Source organism: Rhodococcus sp. H36-A4 (assembly GCF_027158005.1).
In the GTDB taxonomy this organism is placed as follows: domain Bacteria; phylum Actinomycetota; class Actinomycetes; order Mycobacteriales; family Mycobacteriaceae; genus Rhodococcoides.
Genome location: NZ_JAPVLQ010000007.1, coordinates 21196 through 42036 on the forward strand (window position 1 = coordinate 21196; position 20841 = coordinate 42036).

16 protein-coding genes are annotated in these 20841 nt (G+C 60.7%); 9 read left to right on the top strand and 7 right to left on the bottom strand.

The features are described from left to right. Positions 1-67: 67 nt before the first annotated feature. From O1W68_RS18750 to O1W68_RS18765, 4 genes are all read right to left on the bottom strand, one after another. The gene (locus tag O1W68_RS18750; protein ID WP_269306134.1) at positions 68-454 is read right to left on the bottom strand and encodes a hypothetical protein; all 387 of its coding nucleotides are present in this window, start codon (positions 452-454) and stop codon (positions 68-70) included. Continuing rightward, a complete protein-coding gene (locus O1W68_RS18755) occupies positions 439-1662 on the bottom strand; it encodes a WXG100-like domain-containing protein (protein WP_269306136.1) in 1224 nt (407 codons plus the stop codon). The genes O1W68_RS18750 and O1W68_RS18755 overlap by 16 nt, the downstream gene beginning before the upstream one ends. A gap of 62 nt (positions 1663-1724) precedes the next feature. Continuing rightward, on the bottom strand, positions 1725-2027 hold the full coding sequence (locus O1W68_RS18760; RefSeq protein WP_269306313.1) for a WXG100 family type VII secretion target: 303 nt from the start codon (positions 2025-2027) through the stop codon (positions 1725-1727). Positions 2028-2029: 2 nt separating this feature from the next. After that, on the bottom strand, positions 2030-2353 hold the full coding sequence (locus O1W68_RS18765) for a WXG100 family type VII secretion target (protein ID WP_269306138.1): 324 nt from the start codon (positions 2351-2353) through the stop codon (positions 2030-2032). A gap of 453 nt (positions 2354-2806) precedes the next feature. Here O1W68_RS18765 and O1W68_RS18770 point away from each other — a divergent pair, with 453 nt between their 5' ends. Beyond that, entirely contained in the window at positions 2807-4018 is a 1212-nt protein-coding gene (locus O1W68_RS18770; protein ID WP_269306140.1) for a Fic family protein, read from the top strand. Between the two features lie 439 nt (positions 4019-4457). Here O1W68_RS18770 and O1W68_RS18775 read toward each other — a convergent pair whose 3' ends face one another. Then, positions 4458-5384: an SMI1/KNR4 family protein gene (locus O1W68_RS18775; RefSeq protein WP_269306142.1), complete on the bottom strand. Its 927-nt coding sequence runs from the start codon at positions 5382-5384 to the stop codon at positions 4458-4460. A 438-nt stretch (positions 5385-5822) separates the two neighbouring features. Between O1W68_RS18775 and O1W68_RS18780 the strand changes: the two genes are divergently transcribed. Continuing rightward, complete coding sequence (locus tag O1W68_RS18780) at positions 5823-6440, top strand: hypothetical protein (protein ID WP_269306144.1); 618 nt, start codon at positions 5823-5825, stop codon at positions 6438-6440. A 325-nt stretch (positions 6441-6765) separates the two neighbouring features. Here O1W68_RS18780 and O1W68_RS18785 read toward each other — a convergent pair whose 3' ends face one another. Continuing rightward, positions 6766-7128 carry a hypothetical protein gene (locus O1W68_RS18785; RefSeq protein ID WP_269306145.1) on the bottom strand — a complete coding sequence of 121 codons (363 nt, stop codon included), beginning with the start codon at positions 7126-7128 and terminating at the stop codon, positions 6766-6768. A 345-nt stretch (positions 7129-7473) separates the two neighbouring features. Here O1W68_RS18785 and O1W68_RS18790 point away from each other — a divergent pair, with 345 nt between their 5' ends. Next, positions 7474-12321 carry an AAA domain-containing protein gene (locus O1W68_RS18790; protein ID WP_269306147.1) on the top strand — a complete coding sequence of 1616 codons (4848 nt, stop codon included), beginning with the start codon at positions 7474-7476 and terminating at the stop codon, positions 12319-12321. 163 nt (positions 12322-12484) lie between these two features. On the opposite strand, the gene O1W68_RS18795 is transcribed toward O1W68_RS18790, so the two are convergent. Beyond that, positions 12485-13111: a DUF2510 domain-containing protein gene (locus tag O1W68_RS18795; protein WP_269306150.1), complete on the bottom strand. Its 627-nt coding sequence runs from the start codon at positions 13109-13111 to the stop codon at positions 12485-12487. Positions 13112-13354: 243 nt separating this feature from the next. Between O1W68_RS18795 and O1W68_RS18800 the strand changes: the two genes are divergently transcribed. The 6 genes from O1W68_RS18800 to O1W68_RS18825 all read left to right on the top strand — a co-directional run bounded on the left by O1W68_RS18800 (position 13355) and on the right by O1W68_RS18825 (position 20816). After that, complete coding sequence (locus tag O1W68_RS18800) at positions 13355-15106, top strand: TerD family protein (RefSeq protein WP_269306152.1); 1752 nt, start codon at positions 13355-13357, stop codon at positions 15104-15106. An 86-nt stretch (positions 15107-15192) separates the two neighbouring features. Next, the gene (locus O1W68_RS18805) at positions 15193-16500 is read left to right on the top strand and encodes a plasmid pRiA4b ORF-3 family protein (RefSeq protein ID WP_269306154.1); all 1308 of its coding nucleotides are present in this window, start codon (positions 15193-15195) and stop codon (positions 16498-16500) included. 413 nt (positions 16501-16913) lie between these two features. Continuing rightward, entirely contained in the window at positions 16914-17972 is a 1059-nt protein-coding gene (locus O1W68_RS18810) for an ABC transporter substrate-binding protein (RefSeq protein WP_210729889.1), read from the top strand. Next, positions 17969-18880, top strand: a complete 912-nt coding sequence (locus O1W68_RS18815) for an ABC transporter permease (protein ID WP_269306157.1) — start codon at positions 17969-17971, stop codon at positions 18878-18880. The genes O1W68_RS18810 and O1W68_RS18815 overlap by 4 nt, the downstream gene beginning before the upstream one ends. Further along, positions 18877-19713: an ABC transporter permease gene (locus O1W68_RS18820; RefSeq protein WP_269306159.1), complete on the top strand. Its 837-nt coding sequence runs from the start codon at positions 18877-18879 to the stop codon at positions 19711-19713. The genes O1W68_RS18815 and O1W68_RS18820 overlap by 4 nt, the downstream gene beginning before the upstream one ends. Further along, entirely contained in the window at positions 19710-20816 is a 1107-nt protein-coding gene (locus O1W68_RS18825; protein ID WP_269306160.1) for an ABC transporter ATP-binding protein, read from the top strand. Before O1W68_RS18820 ends, O1W68_RS18825 begins: the two co-directional genes overlap by 4 nt. The last annotated feature ends 25 nt before the right edge of the window (positions 20817-20841 follow it).

Sequence of the window (20841 nt, forward strand, 5' to 3'; positions counted from 1 at the left end):
AGTTTTTTGCAAGCGAGGTAGTCGTTCGGCCGACCGATCTCGCTGCGAAAGGACTCGAGCGAAGTAATCAGTCGAAGAGAAACTCTGGATCAGCCGACGAAAGAATCTCCACTTGTCCCCAATCGCCCTCGGCGACATACAGGCCCTGTTCAAAAGAAAGATTGTCGATGTTGCCGAGGTCGACGTCGCCTGCTGCGTCTGTGTACTGCTGGGCCGATCTTGATATCCACTTGACCGCAGTGACTTCGCTGAAGACCAGCCTGCCGAGCGCGTAACAGTACTGCTCGTCGGGCTTCGGAGGTTTGTAACGTGCGCTTTCCGGCGTCAGAACCGCATCGAGCGCGAACGTGAACTGGCCCGGAGCCTCTGATATGGACAGCACGTAGCTGTCCTCCAGATACAGGCCGTTGAGCCCCTTCAGCTGCGAATAGTCTTTGTTCATGGCAAGTCCCATTCGATCGGAGTGTGGTTTCCAGTGCTTCTGCGCGTCACTTCGTTGCCGAACGGGTCGACTCGCTGACCATCGGCGTTCCTGATCTCTACGTGCGGATCTCCGCTTCCCGGTGCTCTATCGGTACCGCTCTTGATCGTCAACCGTGTCACACCGTTCTCGTCGATGTACTTCGGCGGCCCGTTGGCGGTCTGGATCTTGGTCCATCCTTCTGACTGCGCGTACTCCTCTAATTCGGACGCCTTCGGCTTGCTCCCGTTGGCGAACAGTTCATCGATGCTGCGCTTTGGCGGTGTGCGACGAGCAGCGTCGACAACCTTCTGGCCGATGGATTTCAGGCGCTGCAGCACTCGCTGAACCACACCCAGATCTGCCCCGACACGAACACCGCTGCCGATGCTTTTGGAAAAGGACCACGCAGCAATGCCGTCGCCGATCAGGGTTCCGTACTTCTTGATCGACTCAGCAGACTTCGCGGTGCCGACGACTGCCGACGCACCGAAGCTGATGCACGCCGCAGCGATCGATATCGCGGCGGTCATGGTGAGCTCTTCCGCGAGGTCTTCCAGGATTCCGTACAGCTGCGATCGGAGCTCGTCGATGTTCGCGGCGTACTCTTCGCAGGAGTCCGCCAGCTCGCCACAAGCGAATTGGATGGCCTGCAGGCCCGTTCGAAGGCCGTCCATGTCGTCTAGAATCAGATCGGTCTCAGTCGATTCGATGTCGAAGAACAGATCCTCCGCCGAGCGAAGGCGGGCGAGGACGTCGTCGATCCTCCCGCTCACACTCAGGTTCCGCCACAGCGCACCGGCCCGCCGAAGGTCCTCGGTATCACCGTCGGGTACCGGAATGCCAACCGCGTCCGCAATGCCGAAGGCGTAGTCCTCCAGACCGTTGCCGGTTCCTCCGGCTGACTGCTGCAGTGGAACAGTGCAACCCGGCATCACGGCAGGGAAAGACGGTGGTTCCGGCGTCGCGGTCGACGACCCGTTGGCCGCGCTCTCGGCCATAGCATGGTTGTGGCCGGCCTGATTGAGGACGACGCAGTAGTTCTCCAACGCTCGAACGACATCATCTAGCGATGTCAGCAGCGTCGATGCACGCTCGTCGTAAGTGGTGGCCCACTCCCGCGCTGTGTCGTGCGAACCGGCCATTCCACTCGCAACGGACAGCGCTGAAGTTGTCTCGGCGACGACTTCGTACGAGATCACCGCTGCGTCATTACACAGGGTCGCAGCCCAATACAAGACTGACGGTGATGCAGTTTGCTTGGTCACGAACGGCCCTGCAACAACATACTCGAATTACCCTCGAAGGCAGCCGAATACGCCGTCCACGCGGATCTCGTCGACACCGCCATGTCGGCTACAGTCTCGACGAGTGTCTCGCCGGAACTGACCCACTCTTGGTGTGCGATCTGGAACGAGTCCGCTGCTGGGCCGGTCCACTCCATCGACAGGCGCGCCACCGCTGCATCGGCCGCGAGCACGCGTTCTCGAACGAGGGACGCAAAGCTGTCAATTCTGCGCGTCAACGCTTGAAGTTCGTCGACATCGACCGAGTAGTTGCCATCCATCACTAGTCGAGGTTCAGAGTTCGGATGGAGAAGTCGTTCGCCGAGTCGGTGGATTGATACTCAACGCTCGAAAGAGTCAGCCCGTCGATCAGGCTTTCTAGGCGATCCACCACCATTCCGCCATGGTTACGCACAGCAGACCACCTCGCGAGGAAGTCATTGGCAGCCGCCCCCGACCAGTGGTCCCTGACTGTTCCTTCAATATCCGTCGACATGGCAGCGAAGCCCTCATGGAGTTCGTGTGCGATGGAGGTGAGTGTCTCAGCAGCAGTAATCATGGTCGCCGGATCGGCATCGAAGGTGTCCGGGCCTTCCGCGTCGGGCATCAGCGTGCCCGACGCGGCACCGAGGGACAGGCGGTAACGCATTCGCACACCCCGACAAGAACTGCATTCAAAAGTGGACCCCCCAGTCTCGACTCGTGAGCAATCTACACGAAGACGCAAGCGGTTCTGCCCAGCATGTAGAGGGCAATGCTGGTGAGGGCCTGTGGTTCGATCCACCCGTGGGACGAGCAGCCTTGTCGCCAGCAGCGGCGGTTTACTCAAGGCTCCGTTGTCTCCGGCAAGCCTGCTGCTGAACCGCCGCACTCTGCGGCAAGCGTCATGTCAACCGAAGTGCCCCGAGCGGCCAGGACTGTTTTCGCATCGAATGCTCCGCCTTTGTCACAGATGTGTGACGCTAACCTGCCAGGATCAGCGGTTGCAAATAAGGGCTTTAGATGGCGTTACTGAATCTTCACCAATGCATAGAGGTATAAAGCTTGGTATGGTGGTCCGATGGCCACTGATTCAAATCTCGGTCTGGCGGCCGTCGAGTACGAGAGTCGGCCGTGGCAGGCGTCATCCATGCATGCATCCAGAACCCAGCGCAGGTTGCACGCGGGGGACTACCGAGCTGCCGTCCTTCCTCGGATCGGCGACCTCGAGCTTCAGCTTCCTGCTGAATTGTCGGCTGAATCCGAGGATGCGCTGCGTGAAATCGTTCGGTTCGATGAGTACGCGTCGAAGCGGCTCGGCTCATCCACAGAGCTGGCGCCAATGAGTTCGATCCTGCTGCGATCCGAGAGCGCTGCCTCATCACAGATAGAGAACCTCACCGTTGGCGCGCGTTCGTTGGCTCTCGCCGAGTTGGGCTCGACGAGCAGTCGAAATGCGTCGATCGTCAGCGGCAACGTACGGGCCATGGAGGCAGCACTCGCAGTGAGTGCGACGGTATCTGCAGAGTCGGTACTAGCCATGCACCGGGCACTGATGGAGCCGGCCGATGACCCTGATGCAGGTCGTTGGCGCACTCAGCAGGTGTGGATCGGTGGCTCTGATGTCGGTCCGCACCACGCTGCCTTCGTTCCGCCACATCACGATCGGCTTGCGGCGTCGTTGGACGATCTTTTCGTGTTCGCATCGAGGGACGATCTTCCAGTCCTTCCGCAGGTGGCCATTGCCCATGCACAGTTCGAGACGATTCACCCGTTCACCGATGGGAGCGGACGTACCGGCAGATCACTGATACATACGATGCTTCGACGGGCAGAAGTAATCGAACGTGTCACGGCCCCATTGTCCGCCGGTCTGCTGACGGACACGGCGACCTACTTTTCGAGCCTCGGCGAGTACAGAATGGGCCACGTCGAACCGATAATTCGGCGCTTGAATGCCGCGACTTTCACAGCAGTGTCGAACGGTCGAACATTGATCGACGAATTGGCAGCTGCAAGAGATCGTTTCATCGGAGTCGTTGTCGCGCGCCGCGAATCCGTCGTATGGAGTCTGATCGATGCACTTATTGCACAACCCGTGATCGACAACCCTTTCGTTCAGAGGACGTTCGATGTCAGTGATATGTCTGCTCAACGAGCCATCGACCGACTCGTCGCCGCGGGCGTTCTCCACCAGACGTCGAATGGGCGACGGAACCGCGTGTGGCAGGCAGACGAGATCCTCGATGCACTCGACCGTTTCGCCGAGCGCACCCGTCGGGCCAGGTGGTAGCGACACTGTTCGTGTTGTCAGTTGGACCTCTCAGGTGCGAGCGCTACCGGAGGGCGTCCGCGATCCCCGGCGCGAGGTTGTCGACGGCGTAGGGGATCGACAGTGACCCGCAGCCGAAGGTGCCGATCAGCCGCAGGGTGGTGACCCGGTCTCGGAAGGATCGATAGCTCTTTCCCGCACTATCAAGCTGGGAAGTCGCCGAGCTCAAGTACGGGCGAGGCCGAGGTCTCGGAAGGATCGAATTCGGTTTCGTCCCGCGAAGTTTGGTCGTCAGCAACAACGGAGTATCCAGTCGGTCCGGATGCTGCAGTTCACCAAAAACCGTGCCGAACAGTCCGACCATGCTGTCGAAGGGCTCGGACTTCCGGCAGAGGTAGACGCTCACGAGAAATGCTGTGCAGCGCCAACGCGATGCTGCGGACCGGTCCAGGAGTCCAATCTAGTTGGCGTACAACCACTCCAACTGCCCGTCGACCACTGACGGTGTCCACACCCCGGCGAACGGGCGGCCCGACTCGAGAGCATCAGCGAGGTCGGTGAGCAACGCGCTGATCGAGATCCACTGCGCTCCGCCGTCGTCCGCGCCGACCTTGTCGAATTCGGTCACGCATCCGTACATTGGACCGGGTCTGGTGTCGACGAACAGTAGGGTGCCGTCGACACCCGCGAACGGCACGAACTCTGGGAGCCACGTGCCCACCGAGTCCCCGGCCATCGACGTGCTCAACTCGTCCTCGTCCATGTCCTCGGCGAATTCGCCCCAGACCTCGAGCTCCACTTGACGCTCGTCGATCACGCGCTCGAGATCGAACAACTCGTGCGACGGCAGCAGCGGCACCCACGCATCATGTGGAAATCCGTTGACCGACCTGAAAAGCGCCTGCAGTTCCTCGGGCCAGCTAACGCCGGTGCGTGCGATGGCGTCGTCGATGGCGATCTGCTCAGCGGGGACCACAGGTGCGGTGTCGAGATAGGTGCTGAGCCACAGCGCAATTCGGTCCCATTGATCGGTGACGACACCCATTGGGATAGAGAACTTCGTGGGACCCTCCTGTGCACTCGGCATCGTCTGAATAGGCTGGTACGCGGGTTCGCTCCGTCCCATCGTGTACTCGATGGCGGCATGCACCCGGCGACGGAGTTCGTCGTCACTCAGGTCCTGGTCGCCGAACGGGACCGAGTTGCCCGGCTCGTCGTCGACGACGACATTGCCGAATTTACCGATCAGCGTGCCGTCCTCGGTGTGCGTGAGCGAACGGCCCATCGCGACGAGCTGCTTGATCGCAGTCTCACGATCATGCGCCTCGCCACCCCGTGTGGCGATTCGTTTCGTCTCGCTGTTCCAGATCGACACATACCATTCCATTGCGTTCTCCTCGGTTGCGGTGTCTTTGCCACCAGCGTCTGCATGCTTGGCATACGGCGTCGATCAAAAGTGCTTCTTGTTTGACATGTCCGCGGTGAAGCCTGCCAATGATGCCCGGTGGATCCGGGCACTACTGCGGACCGCTGGTACACCTGCGACGACTCGGCTTCTACGTACCCTGATGCGTCCATGGTGCCTGAATACCAACACTGTGGAGCATCCTGCGTCGAAGCACTGCGTCAGGCGTCGTGCAAGGTGGTGGGTCGCCTTTTGGTGCAGGTGGCACACCAGGATAGTGCCGGAAACGGGTGGGTAACAGAGCCGGTTCGACAGTAGTCGGCAGCGGAGCTCGGCAGATCTGTCACCGGTAGATGAAGTCAAAGTTGTATGCTTGCGCGGTCCGCGACGAACGCGGGCAGGGGATGCACTGGGGGGCGCATGCGTTTATCAGCCGTGGCTGCAGTTCTGATGACATTTGTTCTTGTCGCTGGATGTGGGGGAGAGGAAGACCCCTCCTCGCAGTCCGATCGAGCGAATGCGGAAGCCCCACAATTGGAATCAGTCCCATCCTCTACGTCGTCGACTACCACGCAGCGTGCCTCAGCGACGACGAGCGCGGCGTCGACCAGCACGGGCGTTCCGATAATCCGTAAAGGCAAACAATCGCTCCGCCTGGCGGATGCGCAGGAAACCGATAGTTGGATCGAGGGAAGCTACGAGGTGCCGAAGGTGCCGGAACCAGTTCAGGCACTCGCCACCAACGTAGGCTGTTACTCGGACAGAGAACTGGAGTTCAGGTTTTCTTTGGAATCAGGAACCCTGAATATTGCTGTGGCGCAGAGTCAGGACAGCAAGAGCTCATCTGCGATTCTGCAGTTCAGCTTGCTTGCCGATGGGCGATCCGTGGACGTCAGAAAGGTCTCGTTCGATCAGCAAGCTGTGCTGACGACACAGCTCGACGGTGTCAGCGTAGTGAGGGTTCGTGTTGAGCAAGTCGACAGCTCTGGAAATTGCGACACGACGACAGCGCTACTGACGTCTGTAGAGATCGTCTGAATCGGGGCCACCGAAAATGTCGAGCAACAATGACGATCACCCGCCGCGTTGGACCCATATCGTTGCTGCGATTGCGGGTGCCGTGGTCGCCGTCGCAGCAGTAGTCACACTTGTAGCGCCGATCTTCAAGACTGCGGATTCGTCGGCGGCCGGGGCGAGTGGCTCCTCGGAGGGCCCACAAGGGGATCTTGATTCACGTGGGCTGCGATGTCCCGAAGGCGAAACCGGGTGCGCGGCTCCACCGACTCAGAACGACGTGCCAGGATCCGACTGCACCCTACCGGGCATTACACAAGTGTGGGGTCTTGACCCGGCACTCGATGCATTACTCCTGGATGTCGAGCACGACGGGGATGCATGCACTGTGCGACCAAACAGTGTCTCCGAACTTGCGGGCGGGACGCTCGATGACATCACCAGGGCGCAAAGTGGCTCTGTCCCCGATGTTCTCAGAGAATGCGCGCGACTGTCGGGCGAGCCTGTCGTAGCGTGCAACCAGCCGCACGAAATCGAGTACGTCGGCGCCCAGTTCGACCAGAGGGTCAGTGGGAGCCCAGACTCGACATGCTCTGAGCTCGGACGTGAGTACGCCGCGACGACGTACGACGGTTCGGGCGTCAACTTCGGGGTCGTCGAGCAAGGAGACGGTAGGTCCGTGCGATGTGCGCTCGTTATCGAGCATGGACATGCGACAACATCCATTCGGGCGAAATAAGTTTCGATACGAATAGGCGTGCCTGTGAGGAAGCTGCCTCAGAGCCTGGATCACTCAACCCCACGAGTCAACTGAACCCAGGGAAGTCCCACTCGTTATTGGTTGAAGCAGAATAGTTCTCCGTCCCGCAGGCCGCCCGGGTTGCTATGAACCAGTGGACTCACCTCACCCTGGCACGCAGGGCGGGCCCGCTGCAGGGTTGCTGTCGGCAGACCCGCGCGCACTTTCCTCTTGCTAACGGATTACGTGTCGGAGGCAACCGATAGATTGTCCGCGGGAGCGAAGACGTCGCCTCCGGGGGCGAATTTGGAGTTGGCAGTGGCTAGTCGGGAACACGACGCAGAACTCAAGGGGCGGGTAAAGCGCCTCATGCAGTTCCTCCGCGAGATCGTAAAGTCTCGCACCAGTCCGGTGTTGCAGGTTCAGCAGCACGCGCAGGTCGAATGGCTGTTCCGTGATGACGGGGTCACCCAGGTCGACCCGTCGGTCGTGCACGGCGGCATCGCTGTCCGTGCCTCACGAGTCAGCATCGAAGATCCGCCGCCGGTCCCGAAGGTTCTCACAGGATGGCTTGACACGAAGCTGGTTACCGATAGTCGAACGAAGTCTCCGAAGCTGTCGGAAACCTGTTCGTTGCCCGGTCTCGACGCCATCCAGCGAGACTCACCAGAAGCGGAGACAGTGCGCAGCGCATTCGCTGAGTGGTTGCCGACGTGGCAGGCCTGGGCTGCATCCGATCGCATCAGGCGACCGCAGGCAGAGTTCTATCAGGCGCTGCAACGCATGATGCAGGAACTGTCTGCCCGTCCGGAATCCGTCGAACTGGTTCTGGCATCAGGGCTGCTTTCTCTTGCGTCGTTCGACACCGAAGACGCTGTGCAGACCCATCTGATCACTCAGAGCGCGTCGGTTGATCGTGACGAAGCAACCGGTGATCTCGTTGTACGCCTGACACCGATGAGCTCGCCACGACTCGAGGACACCCAGCTCCTTACGGGTAGATCAGATTTCGATTCCTCGGGTTCGCTCGGTTTGCAGAAGCAGCTACAACAGCAGGCCGCATCGCCGCTGAGTGATGGCGTTCTGCTGTTCCTCAAAGACTGGGCACCGCGGGCCCTGACACAGACCATCGAGGTCAACGAACTACTGGAACAACCCGCTGCCAAAGCGGACAAGATGCTCACGCCGTCACCAGCATTGGTGCTTCGTAAGCGTGGGGCGTTTGCACTGGTCGAGTACTACGAGAAGATGATCGCCGACGTCGAGGCGGACGATTCCCCAGTGCCTCTGGGATTGGCTCAGCTGGTGGAAGCGATCGAGCCCGACGACCGTCTCCATTGGCTACAGAGCGTCGGCGCTGCCGCTTCTTCGACACTCGCCGACGATCCTCTTTTCCCGCTTCCTGCCAATGCCGAGCAGTCACAGATCCTGGAACGGTTGGGTAAGGACAGCGGCGTTGTCGTCGAAGGTCCGCCTGGAACAGGCAAGACCCACACCATCGCCAACCTCGTCTCGGCGTTGTTGGCTCGCGGTCAACGAGTCCTCGTCACGAGCGAGAAATCGCAGGCACTCCGCGTACTGCGGGACAAGTTGCCGGTCGAGATGCAAGAACTCTGTGTCTCCATCACCGATCTTGCACGAGGTGGCTCGCACGAGCTGAACAAAAGTGTCGCGACGATCGCCGAGCGCAAATCCTCGTTCAACGAGCGCCTCGAAGATCAACGAATCAAAGATTTTGCTGCCCGACGGCAGGCCGCCCGGCAGAATCGCTCAGTCATCCTCGAACGCATTCGCTCGCTGCGGGAAGCCGAAACCTACCAGCATCCTCCTGTTTCCGACGGATACGAAGGTAGCGCAGCGTCGATCGTCAAGCAGGTAAAGGCAAACGAGGCGGCGTATTCGTGGCTTCCCGGGCCACTGCACGCGAAGCAACCTTCCCTGTCCGGCAAAGAGATCGGTGAACTGCGCAAGCTCATCAGTACTGCGTCACCGACTCAGAGTGCTCGGCCGGCCAAACTACTTACTCCTATCGAATTCTTGCTGCCGGATCGGCCGGCACTGGAAGAGCTTTTCGCCCGAGCTACCACGCAGGTTTCGACAGATACCGCCGAATCCGCGCAGCTCATCGAGATTCTCGGGGGCGTCGACCTGTCTACTGCGCAACAGGTTCGGTCGCTGTGCGAGAGTTTGCATGGTCTCGTCGACGACGTGCAGCAACTCTCGCCCCAATTCCAGCAACTGGCCGACCGTGTCCTGTCCGGCGATGCCGACTACCTCTGGGCGCGTGTTGATTCTCTGCCCGCGATTCTCGATATCGCGGTGCGAGCAGACTCCGCGGTGGGCCCGCGAGATGCCTACAGCTCGGACTCCACATCTCAGGGCCTGACTGTCCTCAACGCGTTGGCCGTCGCTCTGGAGACAGGTGCGAAATGGAAGTCGGGTCGATTCTTCAAGAGCGTTCAGCAGCGAGCCTACGAACAGTCAGGCATTGTCGCCACCGTGGATGGTGCTCCCGCGGCCGACGCCAGCGCACTCCGTGCAGTGGCGGAGCACGTGAGGGCTTTGGACGCTATCCGCTCAGCGGGGATGCTCCTCGCCGACCTGCGCATTTCGGTAGTCGTCGACGGATCGCGAGGCCTGCAGATCAACAGCTTGCAAGGCACGTTCCGATCCTTGGATGTTATTCGAAACGTTGTAGCAACTCGTGATCAGTTGGTCTCTCAGCTCAGGTCTATTTCGCATTCGCACCCGAGGGTTCGTTCGCTGGCCGAAGCGTCATCGATCGCCGGCGCGGCCGGTGCTATAGCCACGAGGTCGGATGTGGAAAGCGCACGCGCGGAGTTGGATCAGCTGGTCCGATCCGTGTCGCTCGAGGCGGACAAAGCTCCCTCACCCGAGGGAGAGGTATTGATCCACACGCTCGATTCGGCTGACTTCAGCGCGTTGGAAGACTCAGTCGATCAGTATGTCTCGGCGTGCAGTGAAACAATCAACCAACTGCGGTTGACCGAATTGGAGTCCCGTTTAGCCGAAGCAGCGCCCGCCCTTGCGAAGCTCGTTCGAACTACGGCCGGCGACGAGCAATGGGACCGAATCGGTTGGGAACTCGACAAAGCGTGGGCGTGGCGACGTGCCCAGGAATGGATTGTCTCGCAGCACCGAACCGGTAGGGAGCAAGAGCTCGATGCGGAACTCGACGCCGTCGACGCCGATATTGCGCAACTGACATCCCAGCTTGCCGCAGCGTGCGCGTGGCGCGACTCGCTCAAGCGGATGACTGCCACGGAAGTTCAAGCACTGCAGACATACCGCGACCATGTCGCCAACATCGGTATGGGCACTGGCAAGTATGCGGAGAAGTACAGCAGCGCAGCTCGTTCGGCGATGCTCGAAGCGCAGAGCGCGGTCCCGGCCTGGGTGATGCCGCTTCAGCAAGTTCTCTCATCCATTCCAGCAAAACCCAATACGTTCGACGTCGTCATCGTCGACGAGGCCAGCCAAGCAGACATCACGAGTCTGTTCCTACTCTGGTTGGCGCCACGCGTCATCGTCGTGGGCGATGACAAGCAGTGCACACCGAGCGAAGTGTCGAGCGGCGCGCTCGACACGATTTTCGATCGGCTCGACCTCTATCTGGGTGACCTACCTGAGCATGTGCGCACAACGCTTACTCCGCGGTCGAGTCTGTTCTCGATGCTGCGGACTCGATTCGGCCAGGTGGTCCGGCTACGTGAGCACTTCCGGTGCATGCCGGAAATCATCAACTGGTCGAGCAACCAGTTCTACCGTGATTCGCCGCTGATCCCGGTTCGACAGTTCGGTGCAGACCGGCTCCCACCGCTGGCTCACACCTATGTCGAAGGCGCCGTTCATCTCGGCAAGGGCGCAACGCTCAGAAACGAACTCGAAGCAGCCGCCATTGTCGACCAACTGATCGAGTGCTTCGACAACCCGGCCTACGACGGCAAGACCTTCGGAGTCGTGGTGCTTCAGGGCCGCTCACAGGTCGACGTCATCGAGAACCTCCTGATGCGCCGGGTGTCCGCCGAAGTGTACGAAGAGCGGAAGCTGAGAGTCGGTACACCACCCGACTTTCAGGGCGACGAACGTCATGTGGTGATGCTGTCACTGGTCGTCGCCCCAGAGCAGAAGTTCATCTCCTTGACTCAGAGCGAGTACCAACGCCGCTTCAACGTGGCTGCCTCACGCGCGCAAGATCAGCTTTGGCTGTTCCACTCCGTGACGGCGGATCGACTGAAAGCAGGTGACCTCAGGAAGTCATTGCTGACCTATATCAGCTCGACCTCGCCGGTTCCGGCAGAAGCCATGCCGGAGAACGTCAGTCGTGACGTTCGCCAGTCACCGTTCGACAGTCTCTTCGAGCAGCGAGTGTTCAACGATATCGTCGCTCGCGGCTATCACGTCAACCCCCAGGTCGAGGTCAACAGCCGCCGAATCGATCTGGTTGTCACCGGTGGCGCGTCGAGGCTGGCCGTCGAGTGCGACGGCGACGCGTTTCATTCGACTCCCGAACAGCGGAACGCCGATCTGGAGCGAGAACAAGAGATCAAACGCGTCGGCTGGACATTCTGGCGGTTACGCGAATCCGAGTACTACCTGGACCAGGAGGCTGCGCTTTCGTCCCTATGGGAAACGCTCGACACACTCGGTATCTCCCCGTACTCGGTGAACGCCTCCGCAGGACAGGAGGCGCCGACGACATGGGCCCCGATAACACTGACCGCTGACGAATCGGTCGTGGAAGACATTGCTGAAGAGGAGGCCCTTGCTGGTGCCCCCGTGATGTCTGGTGTGGCGGCAACTCGGACGCGCAGGATAGAGCCCATCGCTCAGGCTTCCGAGGTCTCCTCGGCGCAGGTGGTGCGTGAATCGCAAACTCCGATAAGTGAACCAACCGAATCATCACGTCATCTCGACGATGCGGTATTAGCGCAGCCGAAGCGAGGAATCGTCTCTCGCAACGATGTCCGCGAGCGCTTACTCCAGCGATCTGCTGCATCGGAAGTGTCAGCCGACGAGATCGCAACTGACCTGGGAGTCGACGAGGAGATCGTGCGCGCCGTCGGTAGGGGACTGGTGGTCGAAGGCGCCCTGGAAGAGATCGCCGGGCACTACCGCACTGCGCAGCAGGTAGAGACGAAATGATGACCGCACTCGAAATCCCCCAGTCTCTGGAGAGCTGACTCGGCGGGCCTCGGCGGTTGCACCTCGGCGCAGCCCGCGACATGTTCGACGACGCGACCGACTGAATCGGTGTTCAACTGCGCGACGCAGCCGAACAGCTGGGACGATCGGTCTGAGGACTCGCTTACGGTGCGCCGAAGCCGTAGGTGTAACTCCCCGTCGTCCAGTTCATCGTGGAGTGGTACTTGTAACCACTCATGGTCCCATCTCCGTTGTCTTCGTTCGAAACAAAGCACTCGAATACAGTCGTTGTCGCAGTGAGATCGTCGGCCGATCCTCCGCTCACTGGTGAACACGATACCGAAATGATCGGCCCATCAACGATGCCTTTCGAGATGTGGTCCTCGGCCATCTTTTTGATGCTGCTTTCGATGCCGCTTACCGAAATGAGCCTCGAGACCCTTTCGGAGTCGTCCGCCTTCTTCTGTGCTGCGGCAGCGGCTGCGACACGGTCGGACTCTTGTTGTGCGGCTTGATCGGCGGCGTCCTGCGCAACTTGTCGTTCCGCCTCTACGTTCGAGTCGTGAACTACCGTGGCGGTAATTCCTCCGACAGCTAACACGAGCAAAGCTGCGGCAGCGATGATGACAAGTTTCTTGGATGGGCGCCACCTCGGGGTCTTCACGCTGGTGGGCGCCGAGGGTCCCGATGGCTCCGGCAGATCCAGCCACGTCGAGCCGTTCCAATACCGCTGGCGGCCATCCGGGGTCGGATACCATCCAGGCTGCGCGGACAGTGATTCATCGGGCATTCGTACGATCCGTTCGTGACAGGCTTTCCGAGGGCCGGTAGCGGGAGTACTACGGCGAAAGTGCTTTTCAATTATCCAATGAGAAACTGGACATATTCACCAGTTCGTTCATTCGAGTGAATGAACTTCTGTCTCGGGCAGTTCACGTCAGAGTCCGGGACTGGATTGTGTTCTGGTGGTGTGCTCACCGTAGATGCTGCATAGTGACCGGAGATCGGACCGCTATCGTCGGAAGCAGGAAAGATGCGCAATGCCACTACGGCCACGGACGACCGCTGGGTCGTGGTCGATGTTGAGACTTCCGGCCTGAAGGCAAGCCGCGACCGTGTTCTCAGTATTGCCGCATTGACGATCGACGAGAACGGCAATGTCGGCCGCGAACTGTCTACCTTGGTGAACCCGGGTTGCGATCCTGGTCCGGTGCATATTCACAAGCTCACTCCGGATCGGCTGGCAGGTGCGCCGAAGTTCGAGGATGTTGCTCCGCAGCTCATGGAGATGCTGGACGGTCGAACGATGGTCGCGCACAACGCGAGCTTCGACCATGGGTTCTTGAAATTGGAAGCTATGCGCGCAGGTGTGGACATGCCCACCAAACAGCGGCTGTGCACCGTCGCGTTGTCACGTCGCTTACAACTCGACCTACCGAACCACAAACTCGCGACGCTCGCTGCACATTGGAAGGTCATGCAGTCCAACGCGCACGATGCATACGACGATGCTGTCGTTTTGGCGCAGATCTTCACCCATAGTTCGCGTCTGGCCCGATCGTTGGATCTGCCACTGCCGGTGACGATGTGCACCGAGCGCTTGACGCTGTATCCGGACTCCGTCCCACGGACCGACTGCGGTTGGGAGAATCCGGGCCGGTTCGACCCGTCACAGGGGTTGATCCAGGGGATGCGCGTCGTAATCAGTGGAAGCACGAATATTCCACGGCTACAACTGGCCGCCCGTCTCGATCGGGCAGGGCTCGACGTCATGAATTCGGTGAGCCGCTACACCAGTCTGGTGGTCTGCTCCGATCCGACATCCGAGAGTGGCAAGGTTCGGCGCGCCCGCGCCAACGGGCTGGAGGTCGTGGGCGAGTCGCAGATCCTCGACCTCCTCGACGCAGTGCGTTCGGGGACTGCCAAGGGCGCGAGGGCATCGGTCGTCGTTACTTCGCCACTGTCACCTCCGGCTAGCCTCGGGGCCGACAAGCCGTGGCAAGACCGACGCGTACTGGTGATGGGTGGGTCGCACGTCGAGTCTGTCTTGATGCGTTCGCGATTGATTCAGCTCGGCGCGACGCCGGCAGTGAACCTGAGTGCGGGTGTGACCGACGTTCTGGTGCTGACCGATGGTGATGGCGACCCTCGGATGCCGCGAGTCGCCGAACGTGGATTAACAGTGCTCACCCCGGTGCTGGTCGACAGTGCGTTGAATCTGGACCACCCGGTTGCAGTTGGCCCCGTACGACCGAAGATTGCCCCTCTCGTTCCGCGGGGAGGTGTTCTCGACCTCGACCCGGGCATGACTTCGTTGTCCGTCAACGTGTCTTGGCGAGCAAGTGACACCGACAGCGCGCCCGTCGATGTGGTCGCCTTCCTGCTCAACAGCGACGAATTAGTTTCGAGCGAGGAAGATTTCGTCTTCTTCAATGCACCGGCGACGTCGGACGGTGGAGTTACGCTGACTATTGATGGGGACAGTGAACAGGGGATCGGCATCGATCTGACGTCGGTGCCAGCCGACTGCGAACGGATCGTGGTCGCGGCAGCAATCGAAGGCGACGCCACGTTCGGTGATATCGGTGCTGTGTCGATCGCTCTCGACGGGCATGGGGCTCCCGTAGCCACAGCGGTTCTCGACGCGGCGACGACCGAGCAGTCATTGCTCCTTGCCGAAATCTACCGCCGAGGAGCGGGCTGGCGGTTCCGCGCAATCGGTCAAGGGTACGACGACGGTCTGGCGGAACTTGCCGTGCGATACGGCGTCGAGGTGGACAGCTAGCCATCGATTTTCGGGAGGGATTGGTTGCAAGTTCGCTGATCTGGCCTTCAAAGGCCGGCGGTTGCGGTTGAGCTAATGTCGTGCGGGTGACGGAGACTGACCGGCCTGTGTTGTTGACAATCAAGGTGACACTGGATGAAGTGGAGCCACCGGTGTGGCGGCGTCTTGCTCTGCCTTCGAACCTGCTTCTTCCCGAGTTGCACAACGTGATTCAGGATGCGATGGGCTGGGAGGACCGACATTTACACGCATTCTCTTCAGGGGAAGGCGGTGCCGGTGATGGTCAACGGTTCGAGATGCAGTTCTCGCTCGACGAAGGCGACGACGGTACCGGGATTGCCGAGGACGACATCCCGATAGGCCGGTTGCTGTCCCGGGTGGGTGACAGCCTCGGATATCAATACGATTTCGGCGACAACTGGGAGCACCGGCTCGTCGTGGAGGCAATCGGCAGGCTGGGTGACGACGGCGTCCGCTGCCTCGGCGGTGAGCGCGCGTGCCCTCCCGAGGACTGCGGGGGACCGTACGGATACAAGGACTTCCTGGAGGCCCTCGCCGACCCGGGGCGTGAGGAGCACGAGCACTATCGCCAGTGGGCTGGAACGTTCGAGGCAGGTCGATTCGAGGTGGACGAGGCCAACGCGCGGATTGTGTCCAGGCGCGATCTCAGTGACCTGAGTCGACTGGTCACCCGTGCGACGCCGTTGTTGGGAACGATCCTCGACCGCGCGCCGCTCGACTACCACCGATTTCTCACGCCTATGCTTCGACTCATCGACTTCGACGACGTCGACGTGGACCCAGTCATCTCCGGCGTCGCCATGGAGAAGCTGTCCTGGATGCTTGCTCGCATCGGCCCGGAAGGGCTTCAATTGACCGCTGCCAACTACTTACGACCCGTTGACGTCGCGGCAATGCGGGACGAGTTGGACTGGGGGCGGGACTGGATCGTCAACTCCTCGCGTGAAATCGACAATCATCAGGTTCATTGGATGCGTACCGCACTGAAAGACCTCGGCCTCGCCCGAGTGCTCAAGGGGCGACTGATCCTGACACAGGATGGTCGAAAACTCGCCAACGATCCCGTAGGTTTGTGGCGCCGTGCAGTCTCGAGATCCCCACTGGGCAAGTCCGACCTGGAAGTTGACGCCGGGATTCTGCTTCTGGTGACTGTGGCAGCAGGATGCGATGGGACCGAACGTAACGCGGCGATTTTCGATTCGCTGTCCGCCATCGGGTGGAGGGTGCCGGACTCGGAGCGTCCGTACACGCAATACCTCGCACGGCCGACACTCGACCTTCTCACCCTCGTAGGAGCTGTTGGATCGGGTCTCGGACGACGAGATGCCGGACCTGACTGGGGTCGGTCGTTCGCACGACAGTGCCTCGGGTAGTTGCGCCGTCGACACGCATATCGTGACCTAGGATTGCACGGAATTCGGGATCCATTCGGGCCGATCGGCGCGGCCGTCAACTAGTCCCGATCGAAGCATGCCGTTGTTGGAAACGGTCTATGCGCGGACGAGTTGTATTATGCGACAACTTGTTCCACGAAGTATAGGTGAATCACCGGTGCCGGCGCATTCGCGTCGAACGTTCTTTTTTCAGCACTGTTCGGTCACGCGAGAAGATGGAGTACTGCGTCGCGGTCACTCACGTTCGAGGCCCGGCCTATTGGAGCGGATTCACGTAGCCCACCCGATTGTCGGCGAGCTCGGAACTAGACGCGCATCACATCTTGACTTTCATCATGACGCACGCCACACTTCATAACTAACTGGCGCGTCAGTCAACTAAGGAGTCGAGCGTGAGATCAGCGAAAATTGGATCCCGAGTCGCAGTAGGGCTGGCCGCACTGCTAGCTCTCTCTGCGTGCGGGGTGGGCGGTGATCCGTCGAAAACCCTCACCGTCACCATGTGGGGAGGGGCAGGTCAGCAGACCCACATCGAGAGCTACGTGACTCCGTGGGCGAAGGCGAACGGTCTCAAGGTCCGCCAAGACTCGCCCTCGGACTACGCGAAGATCGCCGCCCAGGTCGACAATGGCAACGTCAAGTGGGGCGTGGTCGAGGTAGAGCCGAACTACGCAGAGACTGCTTGCGCGAACGGCACCCTCACCCCGTTGTCCGAGGAGGTGAAGGCCGCGGCCGTCGCCGCGAACATCGATCCGAAGTTCATGAGCGACTGCGGTATCCCAGTCTTGTTGTACGCGTTCACTATCGCCTACAACACGGACACCTTCCCCGACGCTCACCCCACCACCTGGGCTCAGTTCTTCGACACCGACACTTTTCCTGGCAAACGCGGTTTCTGGAATTACGCCACCGGCGGCATGTTCGAGGCCGCACTGCTGGCAGACGGGGTAGAGCCGGAGAATCTCTATCCGCTCGATCTGGATCGCGCATTCCGCAAGCTGGACACGATCAAGGACGACATCGTCTTCTACGACACTGGAGACGAGCAGGCTCAACTGGTCGCCAGTGGCGAAGCGCCCCTGGTCCAAGCCTGGAACGGTCGAGTCGGCCAAGCTGCGGCTGAAGATCAACCCATCGCAAACGAATGGGGAGAGAACCTGATCTCGCACGACCAGGTGGTCATCCCCAAGGGCTACCCGAACACAGAACTGGCGATGGACTGGATGGTCCACTTCCTCGGCGACGTCGAGGGCCAGGCCCGTGATGCCGAAGGCAGTCTGTTCGCACCCGTCAATCCCGCGGCGCTCGACGAGGTCCCCTCCGATATTGCCAAGGAACTCTCGACCTACCCGGCCAACATCGAAGAATCGGCCGGCGCGATCGACTACCGCTATTGGGCCGAGCACTACAACGAAGTCACCGAGCGACTGAATGCGTGGGCCATCTCATGAGTCATGTTCTCGAAGCCCCGGTCGAAGTGACGGCTCCCAAACCGCCGAAGAGTGCAAAGCCGCCGTGGCGGTCACGCTTCGAGACCAACGGGTGGTCGCTGCTGCTGTTGCCGGTGGTGGTGTTCCTACTCGTGGTCTTCATCGCGCCACTTATCATGATGTTTTCCAAGAGTTTCACCGATCCCACTGTCGGACTGGATAATTACCGGGCGATCTGGGAAAACTCCCTCTACCTGAAGGTCCTGAAGAACACCTTCGTCGTCGCAATCGGCACCACGGTGCTGACACTGCTCATCGCGTTCCCCTATGCGTATTTGATGACTCTGGCGACCCCGTTCTGGCGAGCCGTGATGATCATCGCGGTCCTCGTACCGTTCTGGACCAGCCTGCTGGTACGCAGCTTCGCGCTGGTGCTCGTGCTGCGGGACACCGGCGCGCTGAACACCGCCCTCGACTCGATGGGCGTCATCGACGAACCCCTGCCGCTGCTACGTCACATGTCGGGGGTGCTGTTCGGCATGGTTCAGATCACGCTGCCGTTCGCCGTGCTGCCGCTATACGCCACGATGCGCGGGATCGACCGTCGGCTGCTCCAAGCGGCAGAGAGTCTCGGGGCCAGGCCCTCGCTGGCATTCGCCAAGGTCTACGTGCCGCTGACGATGCCCGGCATGTTCGCCGGCGTGATCCTCGTCTTCATCCAGGCACTCGGCTACTACATCACGCCCGCCCTGCTGGGCGGTCCGCAGAACACGATGATCGGCGAGCTCATCGTCCAACAAGTCAGCACAGTGCTGCGGTTCGGTTTCGCAGCCGCGCTCGGTGTCCTGCTGCTCGTGAGCACCCTCGTACTCCTCGCCATCGCCAGCCGATTCGTGGACATGAAGAAATACTTGATGGGGCAATCATGACTAGACTCCTGACCCGCGCGGCGCTGATCGTCGTCGCCGCGGTGACCATTGCGTACCTCCTGATGCCAGTACTGGTCGTCATCCCGATGTCCTTCTCGGACAGTGCTTTCCTGCAATTCCCACCGAAGGCGTTCTCCACCCGCTGGTACGAGCAGCTGATCAACGATCCGACCTGGATCGAGTCGGCGCTGGTAAGTCTGCGAGTGGCGGTCCTCTCGACCATCTGTGCGGTAGTGCTAGGCGTGCTGGCCGCTATGGGCCTGGTCCGCGGAAAGTACCCGTTCCGCGGGGCGCTCACAGCACTGCTGCTGGCGCCGGTCATCGTGCCGTACGTCATCGTCGGCCTCGCGGTCTACATCGTCTTCCTCAAGATGGGGGTGACCGAGACGACGCTCGGCTTCGTGCTGGTGCACACCGCGCTGGCGGTGCCGTACGTAATTATCAATGTGGCCTCCGGGCTGGTCAGCTTCGACCGAGGGTTGGAACTCGCGGCGCAAAGCCTCGGTTCGGGACCGATCTCCACCTTCTTCCGCGTGACATTCCCGAACATCGCAGCCAGCGTCTTTGCCGGAGCCCTGTTCGCCTTCATCACCTCGTGGGACGAGGTCGTCAGCGCGATCTTCCTCTCCGGACCGGAAATGACCACGCTGCCGGTGCGGATCTGGTCCGGCGTCAAGGTCTCGGTCGACCCGACCGTCGCCGCCATCTCCGGGCTGACCTTGTTCGTCATCATCGGCTCATTCCTCTTGTTCGGGGCAATGAAGCTGATCCGTCTGAGCATTCGCACGTATCGGCACCGCAATGCCGGCGCCACGATTGGAGCAACGTCATGAGCACAGCAACCCTGAAATCCCCGGCCACAAGCGAGAAGCCAGGCGCGGCCATCACCGTCACCGGCGTGACCAAGAAATACGGTCAGGCCACCGTGTTGGACAACCTGGACCTCGACATCCGCGGTGGCGAATTCCTCACGCTGCTCGGCGCCAGCGGCTCCGGAAAGTCCACGCTTCTCAATATCATCTCGGGCTTCATCAAGCCCACAGACGGCAACGTCGAAGTCGATGGTCGGATGCTCACCAAGGTGCCACCCCACAAGCGCGGCTTCGGAGTGGTGTTCCAGAACTACTCACTCTTCCCCCACATGACCGTCGCCGAGAACGTGGCCTTCCCGCTTCGCCGCCACGGGTGGAACAAGGCGGACATCAAAAAGGGCGTCGCCGACGCCCTGGAGCTGGTTCAGCTCGGTCACCTCGGAGCACGGATGCCGTCGGAGCTTTCGGGTGGGCAGCAGCAGCGCGTGGCGCTGGCCCGCGCGGTGGTATTCCGCCCACCGGTGCTTCTCATGGACGAGCCCCTCGGTGCGCTCGACAAGTTGCTGCGCGAGCAATTGCAGCTCGAAATCCGTCGCCTCCACAAGGAACTGGGCATCACCTTCGTCTTCGTTACCCACGACCAGGACGAGGCCCTCGCGATGTCCGACCGCATCGCGTTGCTCCGAAACGGCGCAATCGTCCAGGTCGGCACACCCGAGGAGCTCTACAAGTCCCCGAACTGCACCTACGCAGCAGAATTCATCGGCGCGTCGAATATTTTCTCGGGCACGATCACCGACGGTGTCTTCTACGAGAACGACACTGCGAACCGCTTCCGGGTGCCGGCCACCGAACCCAGCGGAACGGCCAGCGTCATGCTGCGCCCCGAACGAATCGGCATCATCGGCGTGGGGGAGACCATCGCCGCCGACCACGACAAGATCGACGGAACTGTCGAGGACACAGTCTATTTCGGAAACTGTCGGCAAGTGCAGGTCCGGACGTTGGACGGCCGTTTGCTGATCGCCCGCACGCCCGTCCCGCACATGGCGGACGCGGTCACGCCCGGCGCATCGGTACACGCGCATTGGCCCACAGTCGACCTCACCGTCCTCGATCGCTGAACCAGCCTTACTGAAAGAGGAGTTT